A 25343-nucleotide genomic window follows, 5' to 3' on the forward strand; every position below is an offset into this window, starting at 1 on the left:
TCAGTAGGTCGCGGATTATAACGATGGTTTACCCGCTGTGCCATCCGAATAATCCTCAATGCGCATACGAAGAAACGTAGCAGCAAAAAGCTCCGGCGGTAGCGGCAGGCTGACGATGTAGCCTTGCATCTGTTCGCAGCCTTCAGCGGCCAGGAAAGCTTGCTGTGCGGGGTTCTCCACGCCTTCGGCGATGATGGTGAATTGCATGCTGTGGCCCAGGGCGATGATGGCGCGGACGATGGCGGCGTCGTGGGGGTCGTCGGGCAGGCCGCGGACGAAGGATTGGTCGATCTTGAGGAAGTCCAGGGGCAGGCGCTTGAGGTAGCTGAGGGATGAATAGCCGGTGCCAAAGTCATCAATGGCAAGCTGTACGCCGAGCTCTTTGAGCTGGTGCAACACCTCCAGCGCTTCTTCGGCCTGGCTCATGATGAAGTTTTCGGTGATCTCCAGTTGCAGGCGACCGGGGTCGAGTTGGTAGTCATGCAGCAGCTGTTTGATGCGGCCCAATAAGCCGGGATGACGTAATTGCGCGCCGGCCAGGTTGACCGACAGCGGGCCGAAATCGTCGAAGTGGCCTTGCCAGGCGTGCATTTGCCGGCAGGCTTGTTCCAGCACCCAGTCGCCAATCTGCAGGATCATGCCGTTTTCTTCGGCCAGGGCGATGAAGTGTTCGGGGGGCACGTCGCCAAAGGTGGGATGGCGCCAGCGTATCAGGGCTTCGGCGCCGATCAGTTCGTGGGTCGTCAGGCTCAGCTTGGGCTGGTAGTAGAGGCTCAGCTCATCGCGCTCGATGGCGCGGCGCAGTTCGTGCTCCAGTGCCACGCGTTCGTTGGCCTGGGCAGTCAGGTCGCGGGTATAGCTTTCGACCCGGTTACGGCCCTTGGCCTTTGAGCGATACATCGCCGCGTCGGCGTTCTTGACCAGGGTGGCGACGTCGGTGCCGTCCTCGGGGTAGAGGCTGGTGCCGATGCTGGCGCTGATAAAAAACTCGTGCTCACCGGCCTGGAATGGGGGGGTGAAGCAGGCCAGCAGTTTATTGGCGAGGTACTGGGCGTCGCTGGCGTGCTGCAGGCCGGGGAGCAGGATGATGAACTCGTCACCGCCCAGGCGGGCGACGGTGTCGATGTCGCGCAGTTGTTCCTTGAGGCGCACGGCGATGTCTTTGAGTAGCAAGTCGCCGATCGGATGGCCGAGGCTGTCGTTGATGTGTTTGAAGCGGTCCAGGTCGAGAAACAGCACGGCGCCTTGTTTGCCCGTTTCTTGGTGCCCGTTAAGGGCCGCTTGCAGTCGGCTTTCGAACAGCGTGCGGTTGGGCAGGCCGGTCAACGGGTCGTGATGCGCCTGGTAGTCGAGGCGGGCTTGAGCCAGCTTGAGGCTGGAGATGTCGGCAAACACCGCGACGAAGTGCGTGATCAACTGGTCGCGGTTGCGCACGGCACTGATCGTCAACCAGCTTGGGTACACTTCGCCGTTCTTGCGGCGGTTGGAGATCTCGCCTTGCCAGTGTCCCTGGGCGGTCAACTGATGCCACATGGCGGCATAGAAGGCGCTGTCATGCAGGCCGGAGGCCAGCAGGCGCGGGGTGTGGCCGAGGGCTTCGGCCTCGCTGTAGCCGGTGATCTCGGTGAAGGCACGGTTGACGGCGCTGATGTTCTGCCGGGTGTCAGTGATCAACACGCCTTCGGCCGTGCTCTCGAACACCGTGGCGGCCTGTTGCAGTTTTTCCTGCATCAACTGGCGCTCGGTGATGTCCCGCGCGATGGTCAGCATGCAGTCTTCATCGCCAATCGGCAGCGGGCGGCTGGACAGCTCGCACAAGCGGATCTGCCCATCGCTGCGGCGTATATGGCAGATGAAGTCACGCACAAAACCATCACGCTGCATCATCTCCAGCATGTGTTTGCGTTCGTTGAGGTCGACCCAGATGCCCAGGTCCAAGGTGGATTGTTCGAGAGAGGTGGCGCTGGTGAAGCCGGTGATCCGGCTGAAACCGTCGTTCACTTCAATCAACAACCCATCGCGCTGTCGGCTCAGCAGCAAGCCGTCGGGGGAGGCGTGGAAGGCCTTGGCAAATTTCTCTTCGGAGGTTTGCAGTTGTTGTTGGGTTTCCTTGAGTTGGGTGATGTCGCGCACCACCACAACTATGGCCTCTGTGGTGTCGAGTTGGAACGGCTCGGCGGAGATCAGCCCAGTGAACGCCTGACCATTGCTGCGCAGAAAGGGCATTTCCAGGTTGCGGATGCTAGTGGTCTGCACCCGTTGCAGCAGGTCGGGACCGACGCCTTTGATGCCCCAGATATTCAGCTCGGTGGCGGCTTTACCAACGACCTGTTCGGCCGTCAGGCCAATCTGGTCTTCGAATGCCTTGTTCACTTCCAGCAGGCAGCCATCAGACAGCCGTGCAATCACCAGCATGTCCGGGCATTGCTGGAACACCGAGGCGAATTTCTGCTCGGACAGCTGCAAAGCCTCTTCAGTGCGCTTAGCCTCACTGATATCGATCATCAAGCCGCGCAGAACCGGCTCATGACCATGTTCGATCAGGCTGACAATGTCGCGCACCCACAAGCAACGGCCGTCAGCAGTGATCACTCGGTAATCAATGCTGTGGTCACGGTTGGCGCGGGTTTCGCGATAGCAGTAGGCTTCGGCGCGGGTCAGGTCGGCGGGGTGAATGATGTTGCGCCAGAACCCCGGGATCAGCCAATGGGCGCGCGGATAGCCCAGCAATTCTTCGGCGTGGGGCGACACGTAGCTGTAGGTGAAATCGGTGACATTGGCTTCCCAGGCGATGGCGGACAGGCTCTCCACTAAACCGCGATAGTGGTACTCGCTGCTGCGCAGCTCCTGTTCGAGGGCGACACGGCGGGAAATTTCCGAACTGAGACGACGGTTGATCCGAATCACCACGGCCAACACGGTGCTCAGCAACAGCACGGCAGGCAGCCCGTAAAGCAGCAGGTCGGTCCAGAAGGTGCGGTGATCGGTAAAGCTGCCGACCCAATGTTGCTGGATGGCGTCGGTTTCTTGCGGGCTGAGGTCCGCGAGTACCTTGTCCAGGATGCCCACCAGCATTTTATTGTCACGCGGTACGCCCATCGCCAGTTGGTAGCGGTAGGGGGTTTCGCCGCTGACGTACAAGCCATCGAGCTTGAGTTGGCGCAGGCTCCAGACACTGGAGGCGAGATCGCCGACCACTGCATCTACTTCATCGGTGGCGAGGGCTTGCAACGTCGAGCTGACATTCGGCATGGCCACCAGGTTGAGATCGGGGTGATGGGTGCGCAGCAGCTCATGGGGGGCGTAGTTTTCCACCACGGCAATCTTCAAGCCGTAGAGGTCTTTCAGGGTGCGCGGTTTGGCGCCACCTTCATGGGCCAAGATAACGATGGGGAAGTCCAGGTAAGGCCGGGTGAACGCCATATAGCCCTGGCGTTCCGGTGTGGACATGATGCCCGGCAGCAGGTCGAGTTGGTTGTTGCGGGCCTGCTCCAGGACCGCACTCCAGTTTGCAGGCTCAATCAACTTGACGCGCACGCCGAGGCGATCCTGGATCAGGCGCACATAATCTGCCGCCAAGCCTTGGTAGCGGCCACTTTCGTCACGGTATTCAAAGGGTGGCCATGACGCATCCACCCCGAGGCGCAACTCCTGATGGTCCGCCAGCCAGTCACGCTCATCATCGCTAAGAGTCAACGCGCCAGCCGTTGCGGTCCAGGTCAGCAGCCACAGCAAAAACACAGCCGGCAATCTGGGCATAACGGTCTCGTTATGGCACGGGGAATGTTTCGAGTGTAGACGGGCATTGCGGGGGAGGGGTGTTGCGCAAGGTTTTATCGATACAAAACAAAACCCCCGGCCTGGGCCGGGGGTTCTGGTATCACTCGTCGAGGAAGGAGCGCAGATGCTCGCTTCGCGTCGGGTGGCGCAACTTGCGCAGCGCCTTGGCTTCGATCTGACGGATCCGCTCACGGGTCACGTCAAACTGCTTACCGACTTCCTCAAGGGTGTGGTCGGTATTCATGTCGATGCCGAAACGCATGCGCAGTACCTTGGCTTCACGGGCAGTGAGGCCGGACAGTACGTCGCGAGTCGCTTCTTTCAGGCTCTCAACGGTGGCGACATCGATTGGCGACTGCATGGTCGAGTCTTCGATGAAGTCACCCAGGTGGGAGTCTTCGTCATCACCAATCGGGGTTTCCATGGAGATCGGCTCTTTAGCGATCTTCAATACCTTGCGGATTTTATCCTCAGGCATTTCCATGCGTTCGCCCAGCTCTTCCGGGGTCGGTTCGCGACCCATTTCCTGCAACATCTGCCGGGAAATACGGTTGAGCTTGTTGATCGTCTCGATCATGTGCACCGGAATACGGATGGTGCGGGCCTGGTCGGCGATCGAGCGAGTGATCGCCTGACGGATCCACCAGGTGGCATAAGTCGAGAACTTGTAACCACGACGGTATTCGAACTTGTCCACAGCCTTCATCAAGCCGATGTTGCCTTCCTGGATCAGGTCGAGGAATTGCAGGCCACGGTTGGTGTACTTCTTGGCGATGGAGATCACCAGACGCAAGTTCGCTTCAACCATCTCTTTCTTCGCGCGGCGGGCCTTGGCCTCACCGATCGACATGCGACGGTTGATGTCCTTGATCTCGGCAATCGTCAGACCGGTTTCGGTCTCCAATGCTTGCAGCTTTTGCTGGCAACGGATGATGTCCGGCTGCAGGCGACCAATGGCTTCGGCGTATTTCGCCTTGCCCTTGGCCAGTGCGTCGGTCCAGCTTTCATCTACTTCGTTGCTCGGGAACTGACGCAGGAAGTCGGCACGCGGCATGCGCGCGTCACGGACACAGAGCTGCATGATCGCACGCTCTTGTGCACGCAGGCGCTCCAGGGCGCTGCGAACCCGCTCAACCAGGCCTTCGAATTGCTTCGGCACCAGCTTGATCGGCATGAACAGCTCAGCCAGGGCCAGCAGCTCGGCGATTGCCTGCTTGTTGGCGCGACCGTGCTTTTTCAGGGCCTTGCGGGTGATTTCCATTTGATCGGAAACCGCACCGAAACGCTGGGCAGCGACGATTGGGTCTGGACCGCTTTCAACTTCATCTTCGTCGTCGCCGCTGGCTTCAGCGTCGTCGTCTTCGGAGTCGTCGTCCGCTTTCGCAGCCTTGGCGTCGACTGGTGGCGGCACTTCGGCGGCAGGCGGCGCAATGCCGTCGTCCGGGTCGATGTAGCCACTCAGCACGTCGGACAGGCGGCCACCTTCGGTGGTGACGCGGGTGTACTCGGAGAGAATATGGTCAACCGTGCCAGGGAAGTGCGCGATTGCGCCCATCACTTCACGAATGCCCTCTTCGATACGCTTGGCGATTTCGATTTCGCCTTCACGTGTCAGCAGCTCGACGGTGCCCATTTCACGCATATACATGCGCACAGGGTCGGTGGTACGACCGATATCGGTCTCCACAGCAGCCAGCGCGGCGGCCGCTTCTTCAGCGGCAGCCTCGTCGGTATCGGCGTCCGCCAGCATAAGGGAATCCTTATCTGGCGCAGCTTCGAATACGTTGATCCCCATGTCGTTAATCATGCGGATGATGTCTTCCACCTGCTCTGGATCTGAAATATCCTCAGGCAGGTGGTCGTTGACCTCCGCGTAAGTCAGGTAACCCTGCTCACGACCGAGAACGATCAACTCTTTGATACGAGACTGCTGTTGCGCTTTTCCGGACATAACACCCTATCCACTGAAGGTCTTGGCGGGCAAAAAACAAGCCGAGGATTATACCTGAGCTATGACCTCACGCGCCAGTTGAGGTCGGGTTTGATGTGCAAACGTTCTGTTTTAAGAGGTCGCGCATCTGTTTTGCTATCTGAATCTTCTCTTCAGCCGATAAATCCGGCTGCCTTGCTTTCTTGATCAGGTCATCGAGGGTCTGCGTGTGCTGACCCGCGGATAACCTAGTAATGGTGTCTAAAAACTGTTGTTCAAGGTTATCGCCGTCAATTAGCCACTCCTTTTCCGCGAGGGCTTTCAATAGTCGGCCCTGTTCGGTGCCGTGCCAGCGCGCCATCAACTGGATTGAGTTTAGCTTAGGATTTTTCTGTACCGCCTCGATCAAGGCGATCAGTACCTGGGCGTAAGTGTTGCTCGCATTGGCAAAATGATCAGCACTCTCGACCTTTTCCGCCAGTTGCGGGTGATGGATGAGCGTGCGCAGGGCAATGAGCGTTGGCGCTTCTACGGCGACAGGCGTTCGCGGGGCATAAGCCTCGTCACGGTCTCCGCGCTTGCCATTCTTGCTCCAGGGTTTCTTTTCCCATTTCTTGCCGTCGCTGCCAGACTTTTTCGGTGTCCAGTCCTGCTGGGGCGCGTAGGCCTCCTGCGGTTGATGGAAGTCGGAATAGTCCGGCATGGCGTCGTAATCCATGCCTGGGTCGTAGGTCGGCGGCGGTGCGTCATGCGGCGCGTTGTGCACCAGTTGGCTGACGGCTTCGCCGCTTAACCCGGTGATTTCCTGCAGGCGCATGCGCATCAGTGATTTCAGGTTGGCGCCGGGAACCTTGTCGATCAGCGGCGCCGCGAGGGTGGCCATGTGGGCCTTGCCTTCGAGGGAGCGCGGGTCGGCTTCTTCGGTCAGTTGCTGGAAGAAGTAGTCGGCCAGCGGTTGTGCATGCTGGTTGATGCGCGCGCGGAAGGCGTCAGTGCCTTCGGAGCGGACCAGGGTATCCGGGTCTTCGCCTTCGGGCAGGAACAGGAAGCGTGCGCGACGTCCGTCTTGCAGGCTCGACAGCGTGGCCTCGAGTGCGCGCCAGGCGGCGTTGCGGCCGGCCTGGTCGCCGTCGAAGCAGAACAGCACGCTGGGTACCACGCGAAACAGGCGCTTCATGTGTTCTTCGCTGGTCGCGGTGCCCAGCGTGGCGACGGCATTGCGCAGGCCCTGTTGGGCGAGCGCGATCACGTCCATATAGCCCTCAACCACGATGATCTCATCGAGGTTGCGGTTGTTCTTGCGCGCCTCGAACAGGCCGTAGAGCTCCTGCCCCTTATGGAATACCGGAGTTTCCGGGGAGTTCAGGTACTTGGGTTTGTCGTCCCCCAGTACTCGGCCACCAAAGGCGATGATGCGCCCGCGGCTGTCGCGGATCGGGAACATCACCCGGTCGCGGAAGCGGTCATAACGTTTGCCGGTCTCGGCGTTTTCCACCAGCAGGCCGGCGTCGATCATGGCTTTTTGCTGGAGGGTGTCGCTGCTCAAGTGCTTGTACAGGTTGTCCCAGCCGGGCGGGGCGAACCCCAGGCCGAAGTCCCGGGCGATTTCCCCGGTGAGGCCGCGACCTTTCAAATAGTCGACGGCGGCCTTGCGCTGCGGATGGCTTTTAAGCGCCTGACGGTAAAAGTCGGCAGCTGCCGTCAGCAGCGGGTAAAGCGGCGAATCAGTGGGTTGGCGCGGCTTGTGCGGCCGCCCGCTTTCTTCCCGAGGGACTTCCATGCCCGCGGTTTTTGCCAGGTCCTCGATAGCCTGGGGGAAATCCAGGTTGTCGTGGTCCATGAGAAAACCCAGGGCGTTGCCGCCTGCGCCGCAGCCGAAGCAGTAATAGAACTGCTTGTCGGGGCTGACGCTGAATGACGGGGTTTTCTCTTTGTGGAACGGGCAGCAGGCGGTGTAGTTTTTGCCGGCTTTTTTCAGTTGCACGCGCGAGCTGACAACATCGACGATGTCGGTGCGGTTCAGAAGGTCGTCAATAAAGCTCTGGGGAATCAGCCCGGCCATGGCGTTCTCGTCATCACTGCGTGTCAATGAGGGCCCAATGATTGCTCAAGCGCACGCAGTGCGTGGCTCGTTCATCAGTTGTCTGCTTGGGCATTCAGGAAGTGTATCTGCCGTTCATTCACTGACGTTAGTTTCAATCAGGTTTTTGGCATGGAAATGTTGCCCCGGCATCCGGTCTTGGCCAATGGCGGCCTCGGAAGCTCGTCGTCGGGCACAGTCGATACTGTTGATCGCCTGTTTGAAGAATAAGTGTGCTCGTCAGTAGCCTTGATAGGCTCGTCAGAAGAGACGTGCACCGCTGGCAAAAGAGCCAGTCCTGACGTGTGAAGCAGTTGTATCGGTCGCATGTGCGGCGTCAACAGTGAAGCATCAAGCGATATCCGCAAATGCCATTAGCCCGGCTGAGGGCCGGGCTTGGCAGAAGCTTGCTATGAACGTCTGTGTATTAGTACAGACGAACGGCGCGGCGCTGTTCGCGCTGAACTTTCTTGGCGTGACGCTTAACAGCGGCTGCTGCTTTACGCTTACGCTCAGAAGTTGGCTTCTCGTAAAATTCGCGGCTACGAACTTCAGCCAGTACACCGGCTTTTTCGCAGGAGCGCTTGAAACGACGCAGAGCTACGTCGAAGGGTTCGTTCTCTTTAACTTTGACGGCTGGCATCCAGAGCTACCTTCTTTCATTACCGGGATCAACGTTCTCGTCGCAAAAAATTCGCGGCTGAGGTCGTCGGTTTTTAAGGGTTGCGGATGTTAACCCCTCATTGCCCGGAATGCAAAGCCTCTGATCGAAAACCGCTAGTCGGGAGGGGGAGTGGCGACTATTATGCTCGCCTTCGAATTCAGCCTCTACAAGGCGCAAACCCATGCTAGTACTGGGACTTGAAACCTCCTGCGACGAAACCGGTGTCGCACTTTACGACAGTGAACGCGGGCTCTTGGCCGATGCACTGTTCAGTCAGATCGACCTGCACCGTGCCTATGGTGGCGTGGTGCCGGAGCTGGCCAGCCGTGATCACGTCAAGCGCATGCTGCCCCTGATCCGCCAGGTGTTGGATGAGGCCGGCTGCGTGCCGACCGAGATCGACGCCATCGCCTACACCGCAGGCCCCGGATTGGTCGGAGCCCTGCTGGTTGGGGCCTCTTGTGCCCAGGCGCTGGCATTTGCATGGGGTATTCCGGCCCTCGGCGTGCACCATATGGAAGGCCATTTACTGGCACCGATGCTGGAAAAAACACCGCCAGAGTTCCCGTTCGTCGCATTGTTGGTTTCCGGCGGCCATACGCAGTTGGTTCAGGTGGACGGAATCGGCCAATACACCCTTTTGGGTGAATCCTTGGACGACGCCGCCGGCGAAGCCTTCGACAAGACCGCGAAGATGATGGGCCTCAATTATCCCGGTGGTCCGGAAATCGCCCGTCTCGCCGAAAAAGGTGTTGCCGGTCGCTACACCTTCCCGCGACCAATGTGCGATCGCCCGGGCCTGATGTTCAGCTTCAGCGGTTTAAAAACCTCTGCGCTGAACACCTGGCAGCAAAGCGTCAGCGCCGGAGACGACAGCGAGCAAGCCCGTTGCGACATCGCTCTGGCGTTCCAGCAGGCCGTGGTGGAGACTTTGACCATCAAGTGCAAGCGCGCCTTGAAACAGGCGGGCATGAAGCGCCTGGTGATCGCAGGCGGCGTCAGCGCCAACAAGGCCTTGCGCACTTCGCTGGAAAAAATGCTCGGCGACATGAAGGGCGACGTGTTCTACGCGCGCCCCGAGTTCTGCACCGACAACGGCGCGATGATCGCCTATGCCGGTTGCCAGCGCCTGCAGGCTGGTCAGCATGAAAGTCTTGCAATCAGCGTGCAGGCGCGCTGGCCGATGGAGCAGTTGTCGCCGTTGTAAGGCTGCAAGGTGGGCCGGGCTCATCGACGGTATTTAAAAATGCCGTTCGCGCCCGGCAAACAGGTCGCGTAAATTGCCCCGGTGGCGCCAGACGATCAGCAGTGTCAGCACGCTCATTGGCAGCAGTGCCGCCGGTTCTTGCCAGGCCAGTAGCGGCAGGGTGAGCGGGGTGGCGATCAACGCGGCGAGCGAGCTGGTGCGGGTCAGGTAGAACGTCAGCAGCCAGGCGAGTACGGCCAGCAACGCCGCCGGCGGGTAGATCCCGAGCAACATGCCGGCTGCCGTGGCGACGCCTTTGCCGCCGCGAAAGCGGAAGTACAGGGGAAACAGGTGGCCGAGGACCGCGCATACGCCGATCCAGGCCTGCTGTTGCAGGGTCAAGCCGGCGAGGCTGGCGATCAGCACGGGCAACAGGCCCTTGCAGAGGTCGCCCAGCAGCGTCAGTACGGCGAGTTTCTTGCCGGCCAGGCGCAACATATTGGTGGCACCGGCATTGCCTGAGCCACTCATTCGCGGGTCGGGATTTCCCGTCAGGCGGCTGAGCAAAATGGCGAAGGACAGCGAGCCGAGCAGGTAGGCGAAAATCGCCAGTGACCAAAACATGCTAACTATTCCGGGCGAGGACGCCCTGATTCTAACGGGGCATCGCGCCCTTGTCGTGCTGCGGAGAAGAGTGCTTGGACAGAGTGTTTATCGAAGGCCTGGAAGTCGACACCGTGATCGGGGCCTACGACTGGGAGCGCGGAATCCGTCAATGTCTGCGCCTGGACCTGAGCTTCGCCTGGGATAACCGCCCGGCCGCGGCCGGTGATGACCTGACGTTGGCGCTGGATTACGCCAGTGTATCCGCGCGTATCCAGGCCTTTGCCGAACTATCCCAGTACCAATTGGTGGAAACCTTTGCCGAACGGTTGGCCGAAGTGCTGATGAGTGAATTTCAGATTCCCTGGTTGCACCTCAAGTTGACCAAGCCAGGCGCCGTTCCGGCGGCCAAGGGTGTGGGCGTGGAGATCGAGCGCGGATGCCGCTAACTCAGGTTTACCTAGGTCTAGGCAGCAATATCGAGCGCGAGTCTCACCTCTGCGCTGGCCTGGATGCGCTGGCGAGTTTTTTGACGGATGTGCGCTGTTCAGCGGTGTTTGAAAGCCAGCCGGTGGGCATCAAGAGCGGGCCGTTCTTTAATCTGGTGGTGTCGGCCTACACCGACCTGCCGCTGATGGAGCTGGACCGGCGGTTGAAACTCATCGAGGCCGACAACGGTCGCTACGCGCCGGATCGCAAGGGCCTGCCGCTGGATATCGATGTGCTGTTGTACGGCGATCTGGTGGGTAACTTCGATGGATTGATCCTGCCGCGTGTAGAAATCCTCAAGAACGCCTTTGTGCTGTGGCCGCTGTCGTTGATGGCGCCGGAACGTGTGCACCCTGAGGCGGGCAAGACGTTGGCCGAGTTGTGGCGCGAGGCGCAGATTGACCAGGTGCTGGCGCCTGTCGCATTTGAATGGCAGGGCCAGCAACTCACGCCGAACATTCTCCTGTAGGAGCTGGCTTGCCGGCGATGGCGTTCCTGAGCTCGCTATCGCCAGCAAGCCGGGCTCCTACAGTGCGTGGTGTTCTTTGTAGATTTTTAGGGTCTTGAGCCGTTCGCGCTTGAGCGCCTCGCCCAGCTCAGGGCCTTTGAAACCCTTCTCCAGCAAGGGGGCAACGGCCACTTCGCGAGCTGCCTTCGCGGCCCCACGCAAATAATCCGCTTGTGGATAACTTCTCTGCTCCAGACCCTTGCGGCCTCGGGCGTCCATTTCGCAAGCGACCACGAATTCCTCAAAGCGCTGCGGCCGACGGTAAACGTCGAAACTTTGCAGCAACTCCAGCAACGTCGAGGCTTTCAGCTCCAGCGCACGATGACCGTGGGTGTGATATTGGCCCACCAGCAACGCCAATTCCTGGCAATCCCTTGGCACCTTGAAGCGTTCATTGACGGCCTTGACCAGCTTCAAACCCCGCTGTTCATGGGCGATGTGCTGCGGCAACTTATCCACAGGCGTCGTGCCTTTGCCCAGATCGTGCAGCAGGCAGGCCCAGCGCACGGTAAGGGGCTGCTGGTGCAAGGCCGCTTGTTCCAGCACGCTCAAGGTGTGAATGCCGGTGTCGATTTCCGGGTGATGGGCTTCCGGTTGTGGGACGCCGAACAGGATATTCACTTCTGGCATCAAGGTTTTCAGTGCATCGCAGTCGCGCAGTACCTGGATGAACACGTGGGGTTGGTCTTCCATCAGTGCGCGGGAGATTTCTTTCCAACTGCGCTCAGGCGTCAGCGCCTCCAATTCGCCGGATTCGCTGAGCTGGCGCATCAGTTCAAGTGTTTCTGGTGCGACGATAAACCCCAGTGCCGCGTAACGTGCGGCGAAGCGTGCAACACGCAGCACTCGCAGTGGATCTTCGGCGAACGCCGGAGAAACATGGCGCAGAATGCGGGCTTCAAGATCTCGCTGACCGTGATAAGGGTCGGTCAAGTTACCGTCGTCGTCTTCCGCCATAGCGTTGATCGTCAGGTCGCGGCGGATCAGGTCTTCTTCCAGCGTCACCTCGGGGCTGGCGTGAAATACAAAGCCGCCATAACCCCGGCCGCTTTTGCGCTCAGTGCGGGCGAGGGCGTACTCGTCACCGTTTTTTGGGTCCAGAAATACCGGGAAGTCAGCACCCACCGGCTTGTAGCCCTTGGCGAGCATCTCTTCGGCAGTCGCGCCCACCACGACGCGGTCGATATCGGTCACCGGGATACCCAAGAGGCGATCCCGCACCGCACCGCCGACTTTGTAGATTTTCATGAAAAAGCCTCCATTAGCGGCACAGGATACCGCCTGTGCCTGGCCAATGGAGGCTTTGCTGTTTCAGAGATGAACGACGGCCAGGTCCAGGCGGCCGTAGTCGTTGTCGTTGTGATCGGTGCGCGGTGGCACGTGGTGGGTTTTCATCACCTGGTCGCCCTGCAGGGTTTCCAAGTGAATATCAAAGCCCCAAAGCCTGTGCAGGTGCTTGAGCACTTCCTCGGTGGACTCGCCCAGGGGTTTGCGGTCGTGCTGCTGGTGACGCAAGGTCAGCGAGCGGTCGCCGCGTACATCGATGCTGTAGATCTGCACGTTGGGCTCGCGGTTACCCAGGTTGTACTGGGCCGCCAGGGTTTCGCGGATGGTGCGATAGCCGGGTTCATCGTGGATGGCCGGCACCACCAGGTCATCCTTGAGGTCATCATCGAGAATACTGAACAGTTTCAGGTCTCGAATGACCTGCGGTGACAGGTACTGCAGGATAAAACTCTCGTCCTTGAAGCTGCTCATGGCGAATTTTATGGTGGACAGCCAATCGCTGCCGGCGATTTCCGGGAACCAGCGGCGGTCCTCCTCGGTGGGGTGTTCACACATGCGCCGGATATCGCGGTACATGGCAAAGCCCAAGGCATAGGGGTTGATGCCATTGTAGTAAGGGCTGTCGAAGCCGGGCTGGAACACCACGCTGGTGTGGGAGGTGAGGAACTCCATCATGAAACCGTCGGTGACCAGGCCTTCGTCATACAGGTCATTCATCAACGTGTAGTGCCAGAACGTGGCCCAGCCTTCGTTCATCACCTGGGTTTGGCGTTGTGGATAAAAGTACTGGGCGATCTTGCGCACGATACGCACGATTTCCCGCTGCCAGGGTTCCAGCAGCGGCGCGTGTTTTTCCAGGAAATAGAGGATGTTCTCCTGCGGTTCGGCGGGGAAGCGCGCATTATCCTTGTCGCTATTCTTGCCGGCGCGCTTGGGAATGGTGCGCCACAGGTCGTTAATCTGTTTCTGCAGGTGTTCCTCACGCTCCTTCTGGCGCAGGCGTTCTTCCTCGGCGGAGATCGGATACGGGCGTTTGTAGCGGTCGACGCCGTAGTTCATCAGCGCATGGCAGGAGTCGAGCAGGTCCTCCACCGCATCGATGCCGTGGCGCTCCTCGCATTGCATGATGTACTGCTTGGCGAACACCAGGTAATCGATGATCGAACTGGCGTCGGTCCAGGTGCGGAACAGGTAGTTGCCCTTGAAGAAACTGTTATGCCCATAGCAGGCATGCGCCACCACCAGCGCCTGCATGCAGATGGTGTTCTCTTCCATCAGGTAGGCGATGCAAGGGTCGGAGTTGATCACGATCTCGTAGGCCAGGCCCATCTGACCGCGGGTGTAGGACTTTTCGGTGCTGAGGAAGTGTTTGCCGTAGGACCAATGGTGATAACCCAGTGGCATGCCGACCGAGGCGTAGGCATCCATCATCTGTTCGGCGGTAATCACCTCGATCTGGTTGGGATAGGTGTCCAGGGCATAACCCGCCGCAATGCGGCTGATTTCCCGGTCATAGGCCTGGATCAGTTCAAAGGTCCACTCGGAACCCGTGGAGATCGGTTGGCGTCTTTGCTCTTTTTTGGCGGTCATGTCACTAACCTGCGCTGGAAGAGTTCACGGAAGACCGGGTAGATATCGCCGGCCGAGACCAGTTGCTGCTGAGCGAACGTGTCGGCAAAGGCTTCGCCGATGCGCTCGTATTCGAACCACAGGGCCTGGTGCTCACGGGGGGTGATTTCAACGTAAGTGTAGTACTGCACGAACGGCATGATCTGGTTGATCAGGATGTCACGGCAGATTGGGGAGTCGTCGTTCCAGTTGTCACCGTCCGAGGCCTGGGCGGCGTAGATGTTCCATTCATTGGCCGGATAGCGCTCGGCCATGATCTCCTGCATCAGTTTCAACGCACTGGAAACGATGGTGCCGCCGGTTTCCCGCGAGTAGAAGAATTCCTCTTCGTCGACTTCTCGGGCGCTGGTGTGGTGGCGGATGAATACGACGTCGATCTTGTCGTAGTTCCGCTTCAGGAACAGGTACAACAGAATGAAGAAGCGTTTGGCGATGTCCTTGGTGGCTTGAGTCATGGAGCCCGACACGTCCATCAGGCAGAACATCACCGCCTTGGAGCTGGGGTTGGGTTGTTTGACCAGCAGGTTGTATTTCAAGTCGAAGGTGTCGAGGAATGGCACGCGGTGAATACGTGCGCTTAGTTTCTCGATTTCCGCCTCTATTTCCTGGATATCGCCGAAGTTGTCCGGCTCTTCACGCTTCAACCGTGCCAGCTCTTCCTTGGCGTCCCTCAGTTTGGCGCGGCTGCTGCCCGACAGGGCGATGCGCCGCGCATGGGCCGAGCGCAGGGTGCGGATGATGTTGATGCGGGACGGGTTACCCTCGTTGCTGATCCCGGCCCGCACGGTTTTGAAGGTGTCGGTGCCGGTCAGGTTGCGTTTGACCAGGTTGGGCAGTTCCAGGTCTTCGAACATGAATTCGAGGAATTCTTCCTGGGTGATCTGGAACACGAACTCATCCATGCCTTCGCCAGAATTGCCCGCCTTGCCCGGCCCTTTACCGCCGCCACCGCCTTGGGGGCGCTGGATATGTTCGCCGGTCGTGAATTCCTTATTGCCGGGATGAACGACGGTCTGTTTGCCGCCCCGGCCGTGGTGCAGCACCGGTTCGTCGATGTCCCGTCCAGGAATGCTAATCTGCTCGCCGTGCTCCATGTCCGTGATGGAACGGCGGCTGACGGCCTCTTCGACGGCCTTTTTGATGTGGTCACGGTAACGCCGCAGGAAACGCTGGCGGTTTACCGTGCTCTTGTTCTTGCCATTGAGGCGTCGGTCGATCACATAGCTCATGGGGAGCCCTCCGGGCAGCTTCACGTTACAAGCTTCAAGCCGCGAGCTGGAAGCTTAGAGACAAGCGGTCAGCTGCCAGGCCAGTGGCCCGGCAGTTCACGCCTGTCGCTGCCTTACTGCGATTTGCGAACCCGCAGATACCACTCGGAGAGCAGTCGTACCTGTTTGTCGGTGTAGCCGCGCTCGACCATGCGTGTGACGAAGTCGTTGTGTTTTTGCTGATCCTCCTTGCTGGCCTTGGCGTTGAAGCTGATGACCGGCAGCAGGTCCTCGGTGTTGGAGAACATTTTTTTCTCGATGACCACCCGCAGCTTCTCGTAGCTGAGCCAGGTTGGGTTCTTGCCATTGTTGTTGGCGCGGGCGCGCAACACGAAGTTGACGATTTCGTTGCGGAAATCTTTCGGGTTGCTGATGCCGGCGGGTTTTTCGATCTTTTCCAGTTCCTCGTTGAGGGCCACGCGGTTGAGGATTTCGCCGGTTTCCGGGTCGCGGTACTCCTGGTCCTGGATCCAGAAGTCGGCGTACAGCACGTAGCGGTCGAAGATGTTCTGACCGTATTCGCTGTAGGACTCCAGGTACGCAGTCTGGATTTCCTTGCCGATGAACTCGATGTAGCGCGGCGCCAGGTATTCCTTGAGGAAACGCAGGTAGCGTTCGCGGGTTTCGGCCTGAAATTGCTCCTGTTCGATCTGCTGTTCCAGCACGTAGAGCAAGTGCACCGGGTTGGCCGCAATTTCGTGGGGGTCGAAGTTGAAGACCTTGGACAGTATCTTGAACGCAAAACGTGTCGACAGACCGTTCATGCCCTCATCCACACCGGCGGTGTCGCGGTATTCCTGGATCGACTTGGCCTTGGGGTCGGTATCCTTGAGGTTTTCGCCGTCGTACACGCGCATCTTCGAGTAGATGTTCGAGTTTTCCGGCTCCTTGAGGCGCGACAGCACCGTGAACTGGGCGAGCATCTTCAGGGTGTCGGGTGCGCAGTGCGCCTTGGCCAGGGAGCTGTTGAACAGGAGCTTGTCGTAGATCTTGATTTCATCGCTGACCCGCAGGCAGTACGGCACCTTGACGATATAGATCCGGTCGATGAAGGCTTCGTTGTTCTTGTTGTTGCGGAAGGTGTGCCACTCCGATTCGTTGGAGTGCGCCAGCAGGATCCCGGTGAACGGAATCGCGCCCAGGCCTTCGGTGCTGTTGTAGTTGCCTTCCTGGGTCGCGGTGAGCAATGGGTGCAGCACCTTGATCGGTGCCTTGAACATCTCCACGAACTCCATCAGGCCCTGGTTGGCCCGGCACAGTGCGCCTGAGTAGCTGTAGGCGTCAGCGTCGTTCTGTGGGAATTCTTCAAGCTTGCGGATATCGACCTTGCCCACCAGCGCCGAGATGTCCTGGTTGTTCTCGTCGCCCGGCTCGGTCTTGGCCACGCCGATCTGGTTGAGGATCGATGGGTAGAGCTTGACCACGCGGAACTGGCTGATGTCACCGCCGAACTCGGCCAGGCGCTTGGTGGCCCAGGGCGACATGATGGTGTTGAGGTAGCGGCGCGGGATGCCGAAGTCTTCTTCGAGGATCGCGCCATCTTCCGTGGCGTTGAACAGGCCCAGGGGCGACTCGAAGACCGGTGAGCCCTTGATGGCGTAGAAGGGCACTTTTTCGATCAGTTGTTTGAGTTTTTCGGCCAAGGACGATTTACCACCGCCGACGGGGCCAAGCAGATAGAGGATCTGTTTCTTCTCCTCCAAACCTTGGGCAGCATGGCGGAAGTAGGAAACGATCTGGTCGATGCATTCTTCCATGCCGTGGAAGTCTTCAAAGGCCGGATAGCGGCGGATCACCTTGTTGGAGAATATTCGCGACAGGCGCGAATTGTTCGAGGTGTCTATCAGCTCTGGCTCGCCAATTGCCAGCAGCAGGCGTTCGGCGGCAGACGCGTAGGTGCTGCGATCCTGTTTGCACAGCTCGAGATACTCTTGCAGCGTGAGTTCTTCCTGCTGTGTGGATGCGAAGCGTTGTTGGAAGTGGCTGAATATACTCATGACGTCGTCACCTCGCTCGATACGTGGAGCCGACGCCGGATCAATCAGTCGATGCTGGCAGACATTGGCAGACGCCAATGGCCGTTTTCCCCCCAGAACACCCTGAAACGCTACCGATGACCCGCACGCCGGTGTACCGGCTCTCCCCTGATTCGGATGGCCTGCGCTTAAGGATAGTTCGGAATCAGAGAGGTCAAGGCGCGATGCGCAATTAGTTTGGCTGCGCCGTTCGTCAGAAACGGCGCGAGCCCAAGCGTCACGCGGGGTAGCGGGGTGTGAAAAAAATTATTGCGAATTGCCGGAAGAAATTTCCGCAGGATAAGTCGTACGCCACAGTTCAAAGCCGCCGTCCAGGCTATAGACGTCGGAGAAACCCTGGCTGATCAGATAGGCCGCTGCGCTCTGACTGGAGTTGCCGTGATAACAGGCCACGATCACCGGCGCGTCGAGGTCGGCGGCGCGGATGAAATCGGCGATGTTGACGTTGTCCAGGTGCCGGGCGCCGGTGATGTGGGCGGCCGCATAAGTCGGCTGGTCACGAATGTCGACAACCACGGCGCCTTGCTCGCGCAGGGCCTGGGCTTGTTCAGGGGGGATGCGTTTGAATTCGCTCATGGCGGGCTCCTATGGCTTGGCAGTAGCCGGCAGTGTAACGGGAAGAGGGGATTCGCACTGGCAGCTATAACGCTCGCCGGTGTCGATGTTCATCAGGGTCATGGCGCCGCCCCACACGCAACCGGTGTCGAGGGCGAACACGCCGGGTTCATCGCACTTGCCCTCAAGGGCCGCCCAATGGCCAAAAATGATCTTGGTGTCACGGGTCTTGCGCTCTTTGTGAGCGAACCACGGCTTGTAGCCCGGCAGCGCGGTTTCAGCGCCTTCCTTGCTCTTGAGGTCGAGCTTGCCCTCGGCGGTACAGAAACGCATGCGCGTGAAGTAGTTGGTGATGACCCGCAGGCGCGTGACGCCGGTGAGGTCGTTGTTCCACTTTACTGGTTCGTTGCCGTACATGCCGTCGAGGTAGGCGGTGTACAGGTTGTCATCGGCCAGGGCGCTTTCGACTTCGGCGGCGCACTTGAGGGCTTTCTTCAGTGTCCACTGCGGCGGGATGCCAGCATGGACCAAGGCCATGTTGCGGCCTTCGTCGTAATGCATGACTTTCTGCCGGCGCAGCCAGTCGAGCAGCTCGGTGCGATCCGGCGCTTCGAGGATTTCCCGAAGGGTATCGCCCTTTTTCAGACGCTCGATGTTATTGCCGGCGGCCAGCAGATGAAGGTCGTGATTACCCAATACGCAGACTAGAGCGTCGCGCAGGCTATACAAATAGCGCAGCGTTTCCAGGGATTTCGGGCCGCGATTGACCAGATCGCCGACCAGCCACAGGCGATCGTGGGTTGGGTTGAAGGCTACGCGTTCAAGCAGGCATTTGAGCGGTTCGAGGCAGCCCTGCAGGTCGCCGACCGCGTACGTCGCCATCAGTGCAGGGCTCCCGGCACGGCAAGGCGGAAGGGCGCGATGATGGCGTCGAACAACTTGCCGTCGGTGGCTTTCATCTGATACGAGCCTTGCATGGTGCCGACTTTGGAGGTCATCACCGTGCCGCTGCTATAGGTATGGCTGGCGCCGCTGTCGATCAATGGTTGCTGACCCACCACGCCGGCACCGCGAACTTCTTCGACCTGACCGTCACCGTCGGTGATCACCCAGTGGCGCGACAGCAGCTTGGCCGGCACCAGTCCGTTGTTTTTCACCGTGATGGTGTAGGCAAAGGCAAAGCGGTTGTGTTCAGGTTGGGATTGGTCCGCCAGGAAGCGGGTGACGACGCTGACGTCGATCTGGTAGCGAGGATCGGACATGCAAGAGGCCTTAAAAGCGGAGGACAGCAGATGCGGGTCAGTCTAGGCCAAGAGGAGGGCACTAGGCCAGACATGTGTCTGGCCTAGCCCGGCGCTGTCAGTCTGCGGCTGGCGCAGGCTGGATCGCCAACTGGTCGGCCAGGCGCACGAACGCGGCGAGGTCCAGTTGCTCGGGACGCAGGCCGCCATCGACGCCGGCAGCTTCGATCTCGGCATTGCTCAGCAGCGCCTTGAGCGTGTTGCGCAGGGTCTTGCGGCGTTGGTTGAAGGCCTCGCGCACCACGCGCTCCAGCAACTTGTGGTCCTTGGCCGGGTGTGGCAACACGGCGTGGGGCACCAGGCGCACGATGGCCGAGTCGACCTTAGGCGGCGGGTTGAACGCGCCAGGGCCCACGTTGAACAGGTGCTCGACGCGGCAATGGTACTGAACCATGATCGACAGACGGCCCCAATCACCACCGCCAGGACCCGCGGCCAGACGTTCAACTACTTCCTTTTGCAGCATGAAGTGCATGTCGCGGATGATGCCGGCGTTGTTCAGCAGGTGGAAAATCAGCGGCGTGGAGATGTTGTACGGCAGGTTACCCACCACACGCAGGCTGTTGGGCGCGGCATTGAGGGTGTTGAAGTCGAACTTCAGCGCATCACCCTGATGCAGGTTGAAGTTGGGCTTGCCGGCGAACTGCTGGTTGAGGATCGGGATCAGGTCCTTGTCCAGTTCCACCACGTCCAGTTGGCCGCCGCTGGCCAGCAGGCCTTGGGTCAGCGCGCCCTGGCCCGGACCGATTTCCAGCAGACGGTCTTCAGGTTTGGCATGGATGGAGCGCAGGATGCGGTCGATCACGCCAGCGTCGTGCAGGAAGTTTTGCCCGAAGCGCTTGCGCGCCCGGTGTTGGTAATGCTCGGTCATATACGGGTCTCGGCCATCTGATAGGCGGTTTCCAGGGCCACGTGCAGGCTGCCGGTATCGATCTTGCCGCTGCCCGCCAGGTCCAGGGCAGTGCCATGGTCGACGGAGGTGCGGATGATCGGCAGGCCCAGTGTCACGTTGACTGCGGCGCCGAAGCCTTTGTATTTAAGCACCGGCAGCCCCTGGTCATGGTACATCGCCAGCACTGCGTCGCAGTGCTCCAGATATTTGGGGGTAAACAGAGTGTCCGCAGGCAGTGGGCCGCGCAGGTCCATGCCTTCTTGGCGCAGACGCTCCAGGGTGGGTTCGATGATGTCGATTTCTTCATGGCCCAAGTGACCACCTTCGCCGGCGTGGGGGTTGAGCCCGCAGACCAGGATGCGCGGTTGGGCGATGCCGAATTTCTGTTGCAGGTCGGCGTGCAGGATGCGCGTGACGCGTTCCACCCGCTCGACGGTGATGGCATCGGCAATCTCGCGCAGCGGCAGGTGCGTGGTCACCAAGGCGACCCGAAGGCCACGCGTGGCCAGCATCATGACGACTTGTTCGGTGTGGGTCAGCTCGGCGAGGAACTCGGTGTGGCCGGAAAAAGCGATACCGGATTCATTGATCACGCCTTTGTGTACGGGCGCGGTGATCATGCCGGCGAAGTCGCCATCGATGCAGCCTTGCCCGGCGCGAGTGAGGGTTTCCAGCACGAACGCTGCGTTGGCTGTGTTCAGTTGCCCGGCAACCACGTTGGCCTGCAGCGGGGTGTCCCACACATACAGGCTTCCTGCCGGGGCAGGCAGGTCCGGCCAATTGCCGGGCGCCACGTCCAACAGAATGACGGCCACACCCAGCTGCGCGGCCCGCTCAAGGAGCAGGTCGCGGCTGGTAATGGCAATCAGGGGGTGTGGCTGGGGTTGCGAGGCGAGCAGCAGGCACAGGTCAGGACCAATGCCGGCCGGCTCGCCGGGTGTCACCGCGAAACGCTGGGGTTTCACTGAGCTGCCTGGTCGGTGCCTGTCTGGGCGCCTGGCAGCTTGTTCTCAACATAGGCTTCGTCGCGGATCTGACGCAGCCAGGTTTGCAGCTCTTCGTCGTATTTGCGGTTACGCAGTACGTTCAGCGCTTGTTGCTCGCGGGCTTGGTTGGTGTTGTCGGTGGCGCGACGGCCAAGGACTTCCAGCACATGCCAGCCATATTGGGTCTTGAACGGCTTGGACAATACACCCTGCGGGGTATCGGCCATCACCTGTTGGAACTCCGGCACCAGCGCTTTCGGATCGATCCAGTTCAGGTCGCCGCCATTGAGGGCAGAACCCGGGTCTTCCGAGAAGCTCTTGGCCAGGGTAGCGAAGTCTTCACCGCTCTGGATGCGGTCATAGATCTTCTGGGCCAGTTCCTTGGTTTGGGCTTCGGTGCGGATTTCGCTAGGTTTGACCAGGATGTGGCGAACGTGTACCTCATCCTTGAGCGATGTTTCGCCGCCGCGTTTTTCCAAGAGCTTCAGGATGATGAAACCACCCGGTGTGCGCGCAGGTTGGGTGATGCCACCCACTTCCATTGCGCTCAGCTCGCGGTCGAACGGAGGAGGCAATTGAGCCGCTTTACGCCAGCCCATGTCGCCGCCTTCCAGTGCGTTGTCGCTGCCGGACTGGGCGATCGCCATTTGGGCGAAGTCGGCACCCGCCTTCAAGCGATCATAGATAGCCTGGGTCTTGGCGGCGGCTGCATTGAGCTGCTCGGAGTTGGCGCTGTCCGGTGTCGGGATCAGGATGTTGGCCAGGTGCAGTTCCTCGGAAAGCTGCATCTTGCCCAGGTCCGACGCCAGGAAGTTCTTCACTTCCTGCTCGGAGACCTGAACCCGCTCGGCCACACGGCGCTGGCGTACACGGCTGATGATCATTTCACGGCGGATCTGGTCACGGGCGTCCTCATAGGACAAACCGTCGTGGGCCAAGGCTGCACGGAACTGGTCGATGCTCATGTTGTTGCGCTGGGCAATGGTGCCCACGGCCTGGTTCAGTTCTTCGTCCGAAATACGGATGCCGGAACGATCGCCGATCTGCAGTTGCAGGTTCTCGACGATCAAACGCTCGAGTACCTGCTGGTCCAGGACGCTGGTCGGTGGCACGCCACCGCCACGCTTGGCGATGGTTTGCTGGACTTCCTTGACGCGCTGGTCCAGTTGGCTCTGCATGATCACGTCGTTATCGACGATGGCCACTACCTTATCCAGTTCTTGAACCGCAGCGTGCGCCGATGCGGTACCCAGGAACAGTGCGCCCAGCACTAGCGGGCGCAGACAATCAGAAAGCTTGGTCTTCACGTTCACGATAACCTTCAATGCCTTTGTCGAGGAAGCTCTCTACCTTGGCGCCGGTCAGGCCGCCGAGTCCTTTGAGGACGATCTGGAAGAAGAGCCCGTGGTCACCCTTTTCGTTAAGCGGGGCGATCTGGCTGTATTCGTCGTTGGAAACCCAGTAACGGTTGATGACGCGCAGTTTCCAGCAGCAGTTGTCGTACTCGAAACCACCGAAGGCTTCCAGGGTACGGTTGCGAGCGTAGTCATACTGCCAGCGGGTGATCAGGTTCCACTGGGGAATGATCGGCCACATCATCGAGAAGTCGTGTTGTTGGATTTTGTAGTAATCCTTCACATAGTTATCTGCGCCCGGTGTGCCGTAGTCGCCACCAAACTGCCATTTGCCGGTCAGTTGGTTGTAGACGACCTGGTCATTACGATAGCGATAACCAACGTTGATGATTTTGTTCGGGTTGTCTTCCGGCTGGTAGTGAAGCATCGCGCTGCCGGAACGAGGGCTGTGTTCCTCGGTGTCCCAGTTGTAATCGGCAGTGGCGCGCCAGTCACGGTTGAAGCGGAACTCGTAGTCCAGGGCAACCGGCGAAACGTCGGACTGTGCATCGGCACGGTCAGCCGCCAGGATACCCGGCAGTTGAACCTCACGATCCTTGAAGTAAACCGCCTGGCCAACGGACACACGCTGACGTTCAAAGCCGTTTTCTTCGATCCAGCGGCTGGTCACGCCCAGCGAAAGTTTATTCTCGTCGCCGATCCGGTCAGTGCCGCTGAAGCGGTTGTCGCGGAACAACGAGGCATAGCTGAACGAGTATTCGCTGGTATCAAAGACCGGGATGTCGCTCTGGTCCTTGTCTGGCACATACAGGTAGAACGCGCGCGGCTCGAGAGTCTGGCGATACTCTTTGCCGAACCAGTTGGTGTTGCGGTCGAAATAGAGGCCGCTGTCGACGCTGGCGATTGGCACCGCGCGGTCTTGCGAGCTTTTGAAGGTGCCACCGGCATATTGAGTGCCGGCTGCGGCTGCCGCATTTTGACTCGCAATGATCTGGTTCTTGCCGGTGCTATCCAGATCAAGATCGTACTTGGTGTAAACGTACTTGAGCTTCGGCGTGATAAAACCGTAGGTCCAGTTCATCGGGTAGGCGACGGCTGGTGCCACGTTCAGGCGTGTACCGTTTGCACGGGTCAGGCCGCGGACGTAGGTGTCCAGGCGAGGCGACACAAATCCGTCCTGATCGGTGAACGTGCCATTTTCAAGGCTGCGTTCAAAGCGCACGGCTTCGGTCTCGTAGCTGAAGTTCAAGCCTCCCGGATGGTATGGCAGCTGACCATTGAAGGTGATCTGCGGCAACCGGTCATACGGCGTGATCTGGGAGATCGTCGCTAGCTGGTAAGCCTGGAGGTTCAGGCGCGCCTGGTAAGAGTCGCCCCGGTAGGTCACGGAACCCTGTTGATTGAGGGCATCCCGGCTTTCAACGCCTTCCTGGAACGACTTCAGATCCTGGAAGTAGTAAGGATCGCTGATGCGGGTGTAATCCACCTGGGTCGCTACACGCGAATCCAGCCCGCCCTTATGCTGCCAATTGAGCATATAGCGGGTTTTTTCGTAGTCGGTCTGTTTTTTGCGCTCGTCGTTGTCGTCGTTCAGGTACGCACCGCCGAACTGGCCTTCGCTGGATTTGGTGAGGTAGCGGAATTCGCCTTCCATCAACAAACCGCGCTTGGTCATGTATTGCGGGTACAACGTGGCGTCGTAGTTAGGCGCCAGGTTGAAGTAGTACGGCGTCACCAGGGTGAAGCCGGTTTCGCTGCCGGTGCTGAAGCTTGGCGGCAGGAAGCCTGATTGACGACGGTCGTCGATCGGGAAATAGATGTAAGGGGTATAGAGGATCGGGATGTTCTTGACCCGCAACGTCGCGTTGGTGGCGGTACCGAAGCCGGTGGCCGGGTTCAACGTGATGTTGTTGCCCCTGAGCTGCCAGGCGTTGCTGTCTGGCTCGCAGGTAGTGTACGTACCGTCCTTGAGACGGATGATCGCGTTTTCGGCACGCTTGGCGTACAGCGCGTTACCGCGGATGCGCGATTTGTGCAGCACGTATTCGGCGTTGTCGATCTGGGCCGCGCCGGTATCGAGTTGCACTTCGGCATGGTCGCCCACGATCAGTGCACCGTTGTCGCGCAGACGGACCTTGCCGTTCAGCTCGCCACGGTTCTCGGCCTGGTACAGGCTGGCTTCTTCAGATTCCAACTGCATGCTGCCCTGGCGCATGACGACGTCACCGGCCAGGGTCGCGACTTGTTGTTCCTGCTCGTAACGCGAAGCCTTGGCACCGATGAAGGTGGGCGCATCGCTCTTGTTCGTCTTGTCGTTCATGCCAGGACGAGTCGGCTCGATGTACGCACCGCCGCAGTACGGGCCGGTTTCGGCCAGTTGCGCTGCGGTCAGCTTCTCGCGTGGTACCCAGTCCAGGTGGCTGTAATCGGCGCTGCGCGAGCGCAGGCCACGGCCCTTGGATTCGGTGACCAGTGCGGTCTTGGGCTCGGCCTCGGCGTTGCCGCCAGCATCGGTCTGCGCCGTGCTGTTGGCGGAGCTGATGGCAGCGCCATCATGCACCGGGCGCGGTGGTAGCGGGGCAGCGGCGGTTTTCGGCGCGCAATCCCAGGCACCCGAAGCAGAGACTGAGCAGTCATACTGTTCCGCGGCGACCACGAATGAGGTGGCGAAGGGTTGCAAGGCCAGCAGACTGCCGGTTACCAGCAACGGAAATTTTCTACGAAACGCGGGGGATTTCAATGCCATCTTATTAGTCCGGGCTTCCTGCGTGCCATCTGCCCGCGGTTTGGGCCG

Annotated in this window: 19 protein-coding genes; 3 read left to right on the forward strand and 16 right to left on the reverse strand. The window is 59.7% G+C overall.

Annotated elements, in window-relative coordinates; all coding sequences use genetic code 11:
- Positions 1–15: 15 nt before the first annotated feature.
- The 4 genes from WH299_RS07995 to rpsU all read right to left on the reverse strand — a co-directional run bounded on the left by WH299_RS07995 (position 16) and on the right by rpsU (position 8433).
- The gene (locus WH299_RS07995) at positions 16–3759 is read right to left on the reverse strand and encodes an EAL domain-containing protein (protein ID WP_122729442.1); all 3744 of its coding nucleotides are present in this window, start codon (positions 3757–3759) and stop codon (positions 16–18) included.
- Positions 3760–3880: 121 nt separating this feature from the next.
- Positions 3881–5731 carry an RNA polymerase sigma factor RpoD gene (rpoD, locus tag WH299_RS08000; RefSeq protein WP_028618173.1) on the reverse strand — a complete coding sequence of 617 codons (1851 nt, stop codon included), beginning with the start codon at positions 5729–5731 and terminating at the stop codon, positions 3881–3883.
- A 67-nt stretch (positions 5732–5798) separates the two neighbouring features.
- On the reverse strand, positions 5799–7772 hold the full coding sequence (gene dnaG / locus WH299_RS08005) for a DNA primase (RefSeq protein ID WP_339550016.1): 1974 nt from the start codon (positions 7770–7772) through the stop codon (positions 5799–5801).
- 445 nt (positions 7773–8217) lie between these two features.
- The gene (rpsU, locus tag WH299_RS08010; protein ID WP_002551877.1) at positions 8218–8433 is read right to left on the reverse strand and encodes a 30S ribosomal protein S21; all 216 of its coding nucleotides are present in this window, start codon (positions 8431–8433) and stop codon (positions 8218–8220) included.
- Between the two features lie 202 nt (positions 8434–8635).
- Here rpsU and tsaD point away from each other — a divergent pair, with 202 nt between their 5' ends.
- A complete protein-coding gene (gene tsaD / locus WH299_RS08015) occupies positions 8636–9661 on the forward strand; it encodes a tRNA (adenosine(37)-N6)-threonylcarbamoyltransferase complex transferase subunit TsaD (protein WP_028618170.1) in 1026 nt (341 codons plus the stop codon).
- Positions 9662–9694: 33 nt separating this feature from the next.
- On the opposite strand, the gene plsY is transcribed toward tsaD, so the two are convergent.
- Positions 9695–10264: a glycerol-3-phosphate 1-O-acyltransferase PlsY gene (plsY, locus tag WH299_RS08020; protein ID WP_010206988.1), complete on the reverse strand. Its 570-nt coding sequence runs from the start codon at positions 10262–10264 to the stop codon at positions 9695–9697.
- A 74-nt stretch (positions 10265–10338) separates the two neighbouring features.
- Here plsY and folB point away from each other — a divergent pair, with 74 nt between their 5' ends.
- Together folB and folK are read left to right on the forward strand one after the other, a co-directional pair.
- Positions 10339–10692: a dihydroneopterin aldolase gene (gene folB, locus WH299_RS08025; protein WP_339497796.1), complete on the forward strand. Its 354-nt coding sequence runs from the start codon at positions 10339–10341 to the stop codon at positions 10690–10692.
- Positions 10683–11201, forward strand: coding sequence for a 2-amino-4-hydroxy-6-hydroxymethyldihydropteridine diphosphokinase (folK, locus tag WH299_RS08030; protein WP_122729434.1), 519 nt, complete (start codon positions 10683–10685; stop codon positions 11199–11201). The genes folB and folK overlap by 10 nt, the downstream gene beginning before the upstream one ends.
- A gap of 57 nt (positions 11202–11258) precedes the next feature.
- Here the strand turns inward: folK and WH299_RS08035 are convergent, their stop codons facing one another.
- The 11 genes from WH299_RS08035 to WH299_RS08085 form a co-directional block, all read right to left on the reverse strand.
- Entirely contained in the window at positions 11259–12488 is a 1230-nt protein-coding gene (locus tag WH299_RS08035) for a multifunctional CCA addition/repair protein (RefSeq protein WP_339549998.1), read from the reverse strand.
- A 63-nt stretch (positions 12489–12551) separates the two neighbouring features.
- A complete protein-coding gene (locus tag WH299_RS08040) occupies positions 12552–14117 on the reverse strand; it encodes a SpoVR family protein (protein ID WP_122729430.1) in 1566 nt (521 codons plus the stop codon).
- Positions 14114–15385: a YeaH/YhbH family protein gene (locus tag WH299_RS08045; RefSeq protein ID WP_015886179.1), complete on the reverse strand. Its 1272-nt coding sequence runs from the start codon at positions 15383–15385 to the stop codon at positions 14114–14116. The genes WH299_RS08040 and WH299_RS08045 overlap by 4 nt, the downstream gene beginning before the upstream one ends.
- Before the next feature lie 113 nt (positions 15386–15498).
- A complete protein-coding gene (locus WH299_RS08050) occupies positions 15499–17421 on the reverse strand; it encodes a PrkA family serine protein kinase (RefSeq protein WP_016977873.1) in 1923 nt (640 codons plus the stop codon).
- A 285-nt stretch (positions 17422–17706) separates the two neighbouring features.
- Positions 17707–18036 (reverse strand): thiosulfate sulfurtransferase GlpE, encoded by a 330-nt coding sequence (gene glpE / locus WH299_RS08055; RefSeq protein ID WP_339549999.1) that lies wholly within the window; start codon positions 18034–18036, stop codon positions 17707–17709.
- 9 nt (positions 18037–18045) lie between these two features.
- A complete protein-coding gene (locus WH299_RS08060) occupies positions 18046–18897 on the reverse strand; it encodes a symmetrical bis(5'-nucleosyl)-tetraphosphatase (protein ID WP_339550000.1) in 852 nt (283 codons plus the stop codon).
- Entirely contained in the window at positions 18897–19277 is a 381-nt protein-coding gene (gene apaG / locus WH299_RS08065) for a Co2+/Mg2+ efflux protein ApaG (RefSeq protein WP_068936224.1), read from the reverse strand. The genes WH299_RS08060 and apaG overlap by 1 nt, the downstream gene beginning before the upstream one ends.
- A 97-nt stretch (positions 19278–19374) precedes the next feature.
- Positions 19375–20187 carry a 16S rRNA (adenine(1518)-N(6)/adenine(1519)-N(6))-dimethyltransferase RsmA gene (rsmA, locus tag WH299_RS08070; protein WP_016977876.1) on the reverse strand — a complete coding sequence of 271 codons (813 nt, stop codon included), beginning with the start codon at positions 20185–20187 and terminating at the stop codon, positions 19375–19377.
- Entirely contained in the window at positions 20184–21173 is a 990-nt protein-coding gene (pdxA, locus tag WH299_RS08075) for a 4-hydroxythreonine-4-phosphate dehydrogenase PdxA (protein WP_339550002.1), read from the reverse strand. Before pdxA ends, rsmA begins: the two co-directional genes overlap by 4 nt.
- A complete protein-coding gene (locus tag WH299_RS08080) occupies positions 21170–22507 on the reverse strand; it encodes a peptidylprolyl isomerase (RefSeq protein WP_016977878.1) in 1338 nt (445 codons plus the stop codon). The genes pdxA and WH299_RS08080 overlap by 4 nt, the downstream gene beginning before the upstream one ends.
- A complete protein-coding gene (locus WH299_RS08085) occupies positions 22482–25295 on the reverse strand; it encodes an LPS-assembly protein LptD (protein WP_123475080.1) in 2814 nt (937 codons plus the stop codon). Before WH299_RS08085 ends, WH299_RS08080 begins: the two co-directional genes overlap by 26 nt.
- Between the last annotated feature and the right edge of the window lie 48 nt (positions 25296–25343).

Source organism: Pseudomonas sp. MYb541 (genome assembly GCF_037479595.1).
GTDB classification, from domain to species: Bacteria; Pseudomonadota; Gammaproteobacteria; order Pseudomonadales; family Pseudomonadaceae; genus Aquipseudomonas; species Aquipseudomonas canadensis.